This is a genomic window from Rhizobium sp. P1_E1 (genome assembly GCF_056406015.1).
In genome coordinates, this window is sequence record NZ_JBFUAY010000176.1 from 1 (window position 1) to 9,602 (window position 9,602).

At 59.3% G+C, this 9,602-nt stretch carries 10 protein-coding genes; 2 read left to right on the forward strand and 8 right to left on the reverse strand.

Going from position 1 to position 9,602, the window contains the following annotated elements; translation table 11 throughout:
• Together AC1D1Z_RS30125 and AC1D1Z_RS30130 are read right to left on the reverse strand one after the other, a co-directional pair.
• Nucleotides 1-617, reverse strand: a 617-nt coding sequence (locus tag AC1D1Z_RS30125; protein ID WP_477852532.1) for an ABC transporter permease, incomplete at its 3' end; no start/stop codon positions are given.
• 20 nt (nucleotides 618-637) lie between these two features.
• Nucleotides 638-1,765, reverse strand: coding sequence for a BMP family ABC transporter substrate-binding protein (locus AC1D1Z_RS30130; protein WP_018246796.1), 1,128 nt, complete (start codon nucleotides 1,763-1,765; stop codon nucleotides 638-640).
• 338 nt (nucleotides 1,766-2,103) lie between these two features.
• On the opposite strand from AC1D1Z_RS30130, the gene AC1D1Z_RS30135 reads away from it, so the two are divergent.
• Nucleotides 2,104-2,778, forward strand: coding sequence for a GntR family transcriptional regulator (locus AC1D1Z_RS30135; protein ID WP_018246795.1), 675 nt, complete (start codon nucleotides 2,104-2,106; stop codon nucleotides 2,776-2,778).
• Between the two features lie 93 nt (nucleotides 2,779-2,871).
• On the opposite strand, the gene AC1D1Z_RS30140 is transcribed toward AC1D1Z_RS30135, so the two are convergent.
• The 5 genes from AC1D1Z_RS30140 to AC1D1Z_RS30160 form a co-directional block, all read right to left on the reverse strand.
• A complete protein-coding gene (locus AC1D1Z_RS30140; RefSeq protein WP_131647005.1) occupies nucleotides 2,872-3,669 on the reverse strand; it encodes an ABC transporter ATP-binding protein in 798 nt (265 codons plus the stop codon).
• 11 nt (nucleotides 3,670-3,680) lie between these two features.
• Nucleotides 3,681-4,574, reverse strand: a complete 894-nt coding sequence (ntrB, locus tag AC1D1Z_RS30145; protein ID WP_477852535.1) for a nitrate ABC transporter permease — start codon at nucleotides 4,572-4,574, stop codon at nucleotides 3,681-3,683.
• 59 nt (nucleotides 4,575-4,633) lie between these two features.
• Nucleotides 4,634-5,947 carry a CmpA/NrtA family ABC transporter substrate-binding protein gene (locus AC1D1Z_RS30150; protein WP_018449136.1) on the reverse strand — a complete coding sequence of 438 codons (1,314 nt, stop codon included), beginning with the start codon at nucleotides 5,945-5,947 and terminating at the stop codon, nucleotides 4,634-4,636.
• Nucleotides 5,948-6,414: 467 nt separating this feature from the next.
• Complete coding sequence (locus tag AC1D1Z_RS30155) at nucleotides 6,415-7,419, reverse strand: inorganic phosphate transporter (RefSeq protein WP_018246791.1); 1,005 nt, start codon at nucleotides 7,417-7,419, stop codon at nucleotides 6,415-6,417.
• A complete protein-coding gene (locus AC1D1Z_RS30160; protein ID WP_018246790.1) occupies nucleotides 7,419-8,063 on the reverse strand; it encodes a DUF47 domain-containing protein in 645 nt (214 codons plus the stop codon). The genes AC1D1Z_RS30155 and AC1D1Z_RS30160 overlap by 1 nt, the downstream gene beginning before the upstream one ends.
• A gap of 96 nt (nucleotides 8,064-8,159) precedes the next feature.
• Here AC1D1Z_RS30160 and AC1D1Z_RS30165 point away from each other — a divergent pair, with 96 nt between their 5' ends.
• A complete protein-coding gene (locus AC1D1Z_RS30165; protein WP_113542875.1) occupies nucleotides 8,160-8,693 on the forward strand; it encodes an NUDIX hydrolase in 534 nt (177 codons plus the stop codon).
• Between the two features lie 94 nt (nucleotides 8,694-8,787).
• Here the strand turns inward: AC1D1Z_RS30165 and AC1D1Z_RS30170 are convergent.
• Nucleotides 8,788-9,602: ABC transporter permease (locus tag AC1D1Z_RS30170; protein WP_477852540.1), on the reverse strand; the 815-nt coding region annotated here is incomplete at its 5' end.

Genomic DNA, 9,602 nt, shown 5'->3' on the forward strand with positions numbered 1-9,602 from the left:
AGCATGTATTCCGCCGGCAGCGGCCTGGTCGACGGCTTGTTGAGGCTTGCAGGATCGCGCAGCAGCCCTTCGACGAACTGGTTCATCAGGGCAATGGCGATATAGGAGAGCAGCAGCGAGGAGATGGTTTCGTTGACGCCGCGGTAATGGCGCAGGAAACCGGCAAGGCCGATCCAGATGCCGCCGACCACCATGGCAGCGATTGCCATCAGAATGAGGGTGAGGAAAACAGGCGCGGTGCCGGCGAGCGGCAGAGCCATGGCTGCGGCGGCAACGCCGCCCAGCACGACCGCTCCTTCCCCGCCGATGATGACGAGGCCGAGACGGGCGGGCAGGGCGACGCAGAGTGCCGTCAGGAGAAGGGGTGCGGCACGACTTAAACTGTTCTGCACCGAAAACCAGCTGCCGAAGCCGCCGGTATACATCAGTTGAAAGAGGGTGGCCGGCGACTTGCCGATCGCCAGGATGAAGAGGGAGAAGAGCGCAAGACCGATCAGGATGGCCGCAAGGCCGATGACAACAGGCTCGGCTCGCCGCGCGACCCATTCGAGGACGGGGCGTAGCGAAGCCGGTTTTTCCACGATGGCTATTGCGGGATCATTGGCCTCGATGGTCATGGCGCTTCTCCCTTCGCGGCTTACGCCGTGGACCCGACAACGCCCTCGACCAGGTAATTCATGCTTTCGAGCTCGATCGCGTCTTCGGCATAGCTCTTGTCGGCAGCCACGACGGTGTCGCCCTTATTGTCCTTCAAGGGTCCCTTGAAGACCGAGAAGCCGCCCTTCATCATCTCCGCCTGCGTGGCTTCGAAGGCCTTGCGGCCCTCCGCGGACACGCCGGGGCCGAGCGCGCTCATCTTCACGAAGCCGTCCTTCAGGCCACCGCGCACGAAGTTGCCGAGCTTTTCGCCGGCCTGCGCCTTCTTGACGAAGTCGCTGTAGACGTTACCCCAGGCCCACTCGGCGCCGGTGAGGTACTTTTCGGGAGCAAGCGGGCTCTGGTTGGCGTGATAGCCGCAGACGAAGGCGCCGCGGCCGGCAGCAGTCTCGACAACCACTTTGGGGCTGTCGACGTGGCAGGTGATGACGTCAGCGCCCTGGTCAACCAGCGCATTGGTGGCTTCGGCCTCCTTGACGGCAAGCGACCATTCACCGGTGAAGATCACCTGGCAGGTGATACCAGGATCGACCGTGCGTGCGCCGAGCAGGAAGGCGTTAATATTCTGCAGAACCTGTGGGATCGGCTTGGCGGCGACGAAGCCGATCTTCTTGCTCTTCGTCGCATGGCCGGCGGCGATGCCGTTCAGATACTGGCCCTGGAAGATATAGCCGAAATAGGAGCCCGTATTGGCCGGGTTCTTGCCTTCCTGCCAGAGACCGCCGCAATGCCGGAACTGGATGTCGGGATGTTTAGCGGCCACGGCCAGCATGTGTGGGTCGAAGTAGCCGAAGGAGGTCGGAAAGAGCAGGGTCGCGCCGTCCAGGTTGATCATGGATTCCATCGTCTTCTGGACGTCGACGGTTTCCGGCACATTCTCTTCTTCGACCAGCGTCACGCCCGGTAGCGCCTTAATAACGGCCGCACCCTCCGCATGCGCCTGGTTATACCCGTAGTCGTCCTTGGGGCCGACATAGATGAAGCCGACGGTCAGCGCGGTTTGGGCTGCGGCGGAGGAGCCGATCAGGCCGGGCATGGCGCCGGCGAGCGCACCGGCAGCGGAAGCCTGGAGGAAATTGCGGCGGTTCATGGAAAGGAGTTTGGTCATCGGAATGCTCCTTGCGGCGCTGGGCCGGTTGTGAACGGGTACAGAAAAGTGCATGCAATGCATGTGCCAGAAAATAATATATTGTTTTTTATAGCTTATCTGAAACGACAAGATCTGCGCATTGCAAAGTGCATGCAGATTGATCGAATCTTTGCGCAAAAAGTAATCAATAGATATTTCTTGTTCATTGTTACTGCGCGGTTGGCATAAAGTCGGATTGCCTGAGGTGCTCGTGCATCAGAAAGCGAAAATTTAACAATATCTTCTCCACTAGATTTGACTTATCGAGTCTCGAACCGCATCTGTATGCAGAATGTTGACGTGAGCAGATTCGTATTGTGAAGCAGACTAGGCGCAGAGAAGTGATCCGTACCGGAACCACCGTCGAACAGATGGTGCGAGCGATTGCCGACATGATCGTCACGGGTGAAATCCTGCCGGGCGCGAAGTTGGACGAGGTGTCGCTCGCGGTTCGTTTCGACGTTTCGCGCACGCCGGTACGCGAGGCTCTGCGTGAGCTGGGCGCCATGGGATTGATTGCGCGTGAGCCAAACCGTAGTGCCGTCGTTACCAATGTCACCGAGGCTTATCTGCATTCGATGTTCGAAGCGATGGCCGAACTCGAAGCGATCTGCGCCAGGCTTTCGGCCGAGCGTATGACGGTCGACGAGCGGCGCGCGCTGGAGCTGGAGCATCGGGGATCGGTGAGGCTCGTGCATGCCGGCGCGGAGGAAGAATATTCGGCTCACAATACCGAATTTCACACCCGGCTTTATCGTGGCGCGCATAATGATCATGTCTTCGAGATGGTGACGCAGACGCGGGCGCGGCTTGCGCCTTTTCGGCGGGCGCAGTTCCGTCTGCCAGGGCGTCTGGCAAAATCCTATGAGGAGCACGGCCGGATCGTCACCGCGATCATGCGCGCGGACGCAGCCGCCGCGGGGCAGGCGGCATATTCCCATGTGGAAATTGTCAGCGATGCCAGCGCGGTCTTTGCAACGCCCGGGGAGTAAAGGGGGGGCCAACGCCTAAAATCAGGCGCTGCCGGACCCGCCACGAAGACGAAAAAATCAAGGCCGGCAAGCGCCGAGGTTATTTCCCGGTTTCTACTCCGCCGCTTCGATGAAGCGGTGGCGTTCATAGAGGAATTTCAGCACGGCTTCACGGCATTTGAGATATGTCCGATCGGAGGCGAGCTCGATGCGATGGCGGGGGCGGGGCATGGTCACATCGAGCACTTCGCCGATACGGGCCGCCGGGCCGTTGGTCATCATGACGATGCGATCGGACAGCAGCACCGCTTCATCGACGTCATGGGTAATCATCACCATCGTATTGCCAAGCCGTGCGTGGATTTCCATCACCGCGTCCTGAAGATGGGCGCGGGTCAGCGCATCGAGTGCGCCGAAGGGCTCGTCGAGCAGCAGGATCTTCGGCTCCATCGCAAGCGCGCGGGCAATTCCGACGCGCTGTTTCATGCCCCCGGAAATTTCCGAAGGCCGCTTATCCCTCGCATGCGCCATTTGCACAAGGTCGAGGTTGGCCATGACCCAGTCATGCCGCTCGGCCTTGGTCTTCGTTCTGCTGAAGAGTTTGGAGACGGCGAGATTGACGTTCTCATAGACCGTCAGCCAGGGCAGCAGCGAGTGGTTCTGGAAGACGACGGCGCGCTCCGGTCCCGGTCCGTTGACCTCTCGGTTTTCAAGCAACACGGCGCCCGCCGAAACCGGCGTCAGGCCGGCGATAAGGTTGAGGAGAGTGGACTTGCCGCAACCCGAATGGCCGATGATCGAGACGAATTCGCCTGCGGATATCGTCAGGTTGATATCCTTCAGGACCTCGGCGCGGACGCCGCTCCGATCGAAATGTTTGTCGATATGATCGAGCTTAAGATAGGCGTTCATAAATACCTCCCTCAGTTGGCCATGGCGCCGCGGGTGATGAGTTTGCCGAGCGCAGCCACCAGTTTGTCGAGAGCGAAGCCGACGATGCCGATATAGACGAGCGCGACGATGATGTCCGAAAGGCGCGACGAGTTCCACGCGTCCCAGATGAAGAAGCCGATGCCGACGCCGCCCGTCAGCATTTCGGCCGCGACGATGGCGAGCCAGGAGAGGCCGACGCCGATCCTGAGGCCGGTGAAGATGTAGGGCGCTGCCGATGGCRGCATGATCTTCCAGAAAAATTCGAACTGATTGAGGCGCAGCACCTCGGCGACATTGCGGTAATCCTGCGGGATATTGCGGACGCCGACGGCGGTGTTGATGATCACCGGCCAGATCGAAGTGATGAAGATAACGAAGATCGCCGAAGGGTTGGAATCCTGGAATGCCGCGAGCGACAGCGGCAACCAGGCGAGCGGCGGAACCGTCCGCAGTACCTGGAAGATCGGATCGAGGCCACGCATCGCCCAGACCGACTGGCCGATGATCGCACCGACGATGACGCCAGCGACCGCGGCAAGGCCAAAGCCATAAACGACGCGCTGCAGCGAAACGAGCACGCGCCAGCCGAGCCCGATATCCTGGGAGCCGTAGTTGAAAAACGGAAAGGCGATAAGGTCAAAGCTATCCTGCCAGACCCGATGCGGCGAAGGCAAAGACGCATCGGCCGATGAACAGAGCACCTGCCAGACGAGCAGGATAAGTGCCAGCACGACGACCGGCGGGACGACATTGCGAAGTGCGGTCAGTACCGCTCGCCGCAAATCGATCCGCGATCCGTGTTTGCCGGAAAATGGCACAACCTTTGCTGCCCGCTTGGCAGAGGCGGCCATGGAGGGATTTTCTTTATTTGCCAGGGCGGACATCAACGCGCTCCTCACGTGAATGAAAGGCCGGCGCGCCCGTCGCGCGCCGGAGGCGGGGGTCAGGAGGCAGCCTTGATCGAAAGGCTGTCGAGATAGGCGGAAGGATTTTCCGGGTCGAAGACCTTACCGTCGAAGAAAGTCTCCTTGCCACGAGAAGACGATGCGGGAATATCGGCCGCCGCGACGCCGAGATCCTTGGCGGCCTCGCGCCAGATATCTTCGCGGTTCACTTGGTTGACCAACGCCTTGATGTCGGTGCTCGCCGGCAGATTTCCCCAGCGGATGTTCTCCGTCATGAACCAGGTATCGTGGCTCTTGAACGGGTAGGAGGCGCCGTCCTTCCAGAACTTCATATAGAGGTCGGTGGCCTTGACCTCGCGGCCGTTGCCATAATTGATGTCGCCCTTGAGGCGGCCGAGTACGTCCTTCGTCGGAACGTTGAACCATTGGCGCTTGCCGAGAATGTCAGCCATCTCCGCCTTGTTGTCCATGCTTTCGCACCACTGCTGAGCCTCCATGACAGCCATCAGCAGGGCCTTGGCAGCATTGGGATTCTTTTCGATCCAGTCGGCGCGCAGTCCGAGCGCTTTTTCGGGATGGCCCTTCCAAAGCTCGCCGGTGGTGGCTGCGGTAAATCCGATACCCTGGTTGACGAGCTGCTCATTCCACGGTTCGCCCACACAGAAGACGTCCATGTTGCCGACCTTCATGTTGGCAACCATCTGCGGCGGCGGCACGACGATGGTCGAAACGTCCTTGTTCGGATCGATGCCGCCGGCGGCAAGCCAGTAGCGGATCCAGAGGTCATGAGTGCCGCCCGGGAAGGTCATGGCAGCCTTGATCTCCTTGCCCTCCGCCTTCTTTTTCTCGAATGCCGCCTTCAGCTTGGAGGAATCGAGCTGCACGCCGGTTTCGGCATATTCCTTGGCGACGGAAATGCCCTGGCTGTCGAGGTTGAGCCGGGCGAGGATCGCCATCGGCACCGGCTTATTGTTCTGCGTCACCTTGCCGGTATGCATGAGATAGGGGAGCGGCGAGAGGATATGGGCACCGTCAATGCCGTTTGCTGCGCCGCCCAGCACGAGATTGTCGCGGGTCGCACCCCAGGATGCCTGTTTGGCCACATCCGTTTCCGGAAGGCCATGCTTGTCGAAAAAGCCTTTTTCCTTGGCGATGATCAGCGGTGCGGAATCGGTGAGGGCGATAAAGCCGAGCTTGACACCTGCCACCTCAGGGCCTGCCCCGGCTGCGAAGGCGCCGGACGGAAAGGCGGTCTTGACGGCGCCGATGAGGGCAGCCGCTGCGGTCGTCTTGAGCATGCTGCGGCGAGTCATGCCGGTTGTCGAAATCCCAGTCTGCAAATTCTTTGTCATGCGCAGGTTCCCTCTGCTGGCTGAATTTGGACACAAAAAAACGCCGCCGGAATTTGCGTCCAGGGATGAGAGAATCCCGGATTGCAAAGACCTTGCGACGTCGGTGTCTGTTGTAGGCGCTTATGCCGCGCCTATCTGCACCGGTCGCCGTTGACCGATGCGTCTCAGAACCTGCAAGCAGCGTGCCAATTTCGAGAGGAATTGGTAACAGCATGAAGCAAAAGGAGAAATGGTAAGAATTGACGAATGCTTATTTCTTAGGCTTTCTATTTTCTGCTTCCGTTTTGTGCGATTGCTAGCGTAGTGGCGGTCATGGGAGCGCTCTATTTGTGCAGTGCACGCAATATCGAAGCTACGATGACGCAGGCGGCAGAATGGGTTCTGCTCGCTTTATTCGTCGGTATTTGCCAGCAGCAAAGCTCAAGAGGGAAGGGCAAGCGTGGCGATTGCCTCACCATCACCTCATTTCATTGCAGCAAGGATACGAGGCCGTAGAACGCTGCGGATATTGCTGCAGCCGCTGGCATCGTAACGATCCAGGCTATCACGATGTTGCCGGCCAATCCCCAGCGCACGGCTGAGACACGACGAGCTGCGCCCACTCCAACGATTGCTCCGGTGATGGTATGCGTCGTCGAAACGGGAATACCGAGCCACGTCGCTCCGAAGAGTGTCAACGCTCCGCCCGTCTCTGCGCAGAAACCTTGCATGGGATTGAGCCGGGTGATCTTCGACCCCATGGTATGAACGATCCGCCATCCGCCAAAGAGCGTCCCGAGAGCCATTGCCGACTGGCAGGAAATGACCACCCAGAAAGGCACGTAGAATGTCGGGCCGAGATATCCCTGGCTGAACAAGAGCACCGCGATGATGCCCATCGTCTTCTGCGCATCGTTCCCGCCGTGGCCAAGCGAATAAAGCGAAGCAGACACAAACTGCATGACGCGAAATGTGCGATCCACCGCAAACGGCGTTTGCCGGATGAATAACCAGGAGACGGCGAGCACCAGCACGAGGGCAAGCAGGAAGCCGATGGCTGGCGAAAGGAAAATGGCACCGACGGTCTTTAGGAGGCCGTTCCAGACGATCGAGCTGAAGCCCACCTTTGCCAGACCGGCCCCCACCAGCCCACCGACAAGCGCATGCGACGAGCTCGACGGAATCCCGAAAATCCAGGTAAGAATATTCCAAATGATGGCGCCCATGAGTGCGGCGAAGATCACTTGAGGCGAAACGATCGCAGGATCGATGATGCCGGTCCCCAGTGTTTCGGCCACGTGCAGGCCGAAGAACAGGAATGCGATGAAGTTGAAGAATGCTGCCCAGGCGACCGCATATTGCGGCCGCAGGACGCGGGTCGAGACGATCGTGGCAATCGAGTTGGCCGCATCATGCAGACCGTTGAGAAAATCGAAGAACAGGGCGACGACGACCAAGCCGACGAGCAGCGGCAGAGCGAGGGAGGCTTCCATCAGACGTTCTCGATGAGAATGCCGCTGATTTCGTTGGCGACATCCTCGAAGCGGTCGACGACTTTCTCCAGCTCTCCGTAAATTTCGCTTCCGATCATGTAGGCCATCGCATTGCCGCTGGCGCCATGTCGCAGAAACAGATCCTTCAAACCCTGGTCGTGGAGTTCATCGGAACGTCCCTCCACTCGGGTGACCTCCTCCGCGATGGCCGCGAGGCGCTGCGCATTGGCTCCCAATCTGTCGAGGAGGGGTATCGCTTCCGCGACAAGGTTTGCCGCCTTGACGATTTCACTGCCCATCTCCTGCATGAGCGGATCGAAGCTGGATTGCTCGAACAAGCGGATCGTCTTGACTGTCTTGTGCATCATGTCGATCGCATCATCCATCGACTGAATGAGGTCTTTGATGTCTCCCCGGTCGAAGGGCGTGATGAAGCTTCGTCGAACGGCAAGAAGAACGTCACGCGTGACGTCGTCCGCCTCGTTTTCCAATGCGACGATTCGATCGCAGTTTTCCTGAACGTCATTGCCCTTCAGAAGTTGATCGAGGGCGTGCGCCGCAGCAACGACGGTCTTCGAGTGCTTGGAAAACATTTCAAAGAATCTGTCTTCCCGTGGCATCAGCTTGCGAAAAATGCTCATCATGCCTGCGAACCTTCCTCGTGCGGCCGATTGTCATAAAAGTGTCATAAACACGCTCAGGCAATTGAAGCAACATGCAAATTCGGTAATTCAATCAATATGACACCTAGCAAAAAAGCCAGGAAGCCTCGACCGGACAAGTCCCAACCACTGCTGCGACAGCTCGCTGCTGTTCCTGAAGTGCTGTTCGCCGGTGCATTCCGTCAACAATATGGTGCTATTTGCTTCCGTCACGGCAATGCCGGATCCGAGGTCGAAATCCTGGTGATCACGTCTCGCGAGAGCGCACGCTGGGTCATCCCGAAAGGATGGCCGATGAAGGGGAAAAAGCCTTTCGAAGCAGCAGCAATCGAGGCCTGGGAGGAGGCAGGCGTACGCGGGGTGGTGAAGAAGAAGCCGGTCGGCCGCTATACCTATCTGAAAGAACTCGACAATGGCGATGTGGCGCCCTGTATCGTCGACATGTTTCAGATTGAAGTCACGGAGATCAGCGGCGATTTCAAGGAGCGGGGTCAGCGTATTCTCGAATGGGTCAGCCCGGATGAAGCGGCAAGACGCGTTCGCGAGATCGAACTCAAGTCGCTGCTCGTCCAATTTGACGCGCGCGGTGGCAAGAAACGCGATCGCGGCTGACCACGGGCTTTTTCGTCGACACATTACAGCGCCGCGCGTCCTTTTAAGGAATTATGCAGTAGGCGTTTGATCCCGAAACCCGCCTTCCGCACCCCTATCGCTCGAATGGTTCGCCAAGTGAAGCGACGCCGTTCAGTTTCAGCAGACGACGGTCAGCGGAGATGATGCCGAGCACGATGATCGTGACGAGATATGGCAGGCTCGAGAGCAATTGCGAGGGAACGTCCAGTCCGGTTGCCTGGGCTGCAAGCCCCATCAGCGAGACCGCCCCGAAGAGGCAGGCCCCGAGGAAGATACGGCCGGTGAGCCAGGTCCCGAAAACGACGAGGGCGATGGCGATCCAGCCGCGCCCGGCAATCATTCCATCGGCCCAGAGCGGGGTGTAGACCACCGACGCATAGGCACCGGCGAAACCGGCCATCGCACCGCCGAAGGCGATAGCGAGAACGCGGACTGATATTACCGAATAGCCGATCGCGTGAGCGGCCTTCGGGTTCTCGCCAACGGCGCGGACGATGAGCCCAAGCTTGGTGTAGGCAAATATGGCCCAGAGAGCGAGGGTCGCGGTGAGTGAAATCCACACGACGATGTCCTGGACGAAGAGGCCGCCGACAATCGGCAATTCCGAAAGCCCGGGAAGGGCAAGCTTCGGAAGTCCCCTGACCGTGAGGCTTTCATAGGTCTTGCCGAAAAGCGCGGAGAGGCCCTGGCCAAGGATGCCGATGGCAAGGCCGGCTGCCACCTGGTTTGCCCGGAATCCCAGTGTGACCAAGGCGAAGAGCAGGGAAAGGACAGCGCTGCCGAGCCCCGCGACGACGAAGCCCAGGAGATGTCCGCCGCCCTGGTAGACGATAATGAAGGCGAGCACGGCACCGAAGGCCATCAATCCCTCGACCCCGAGGTTGAGGA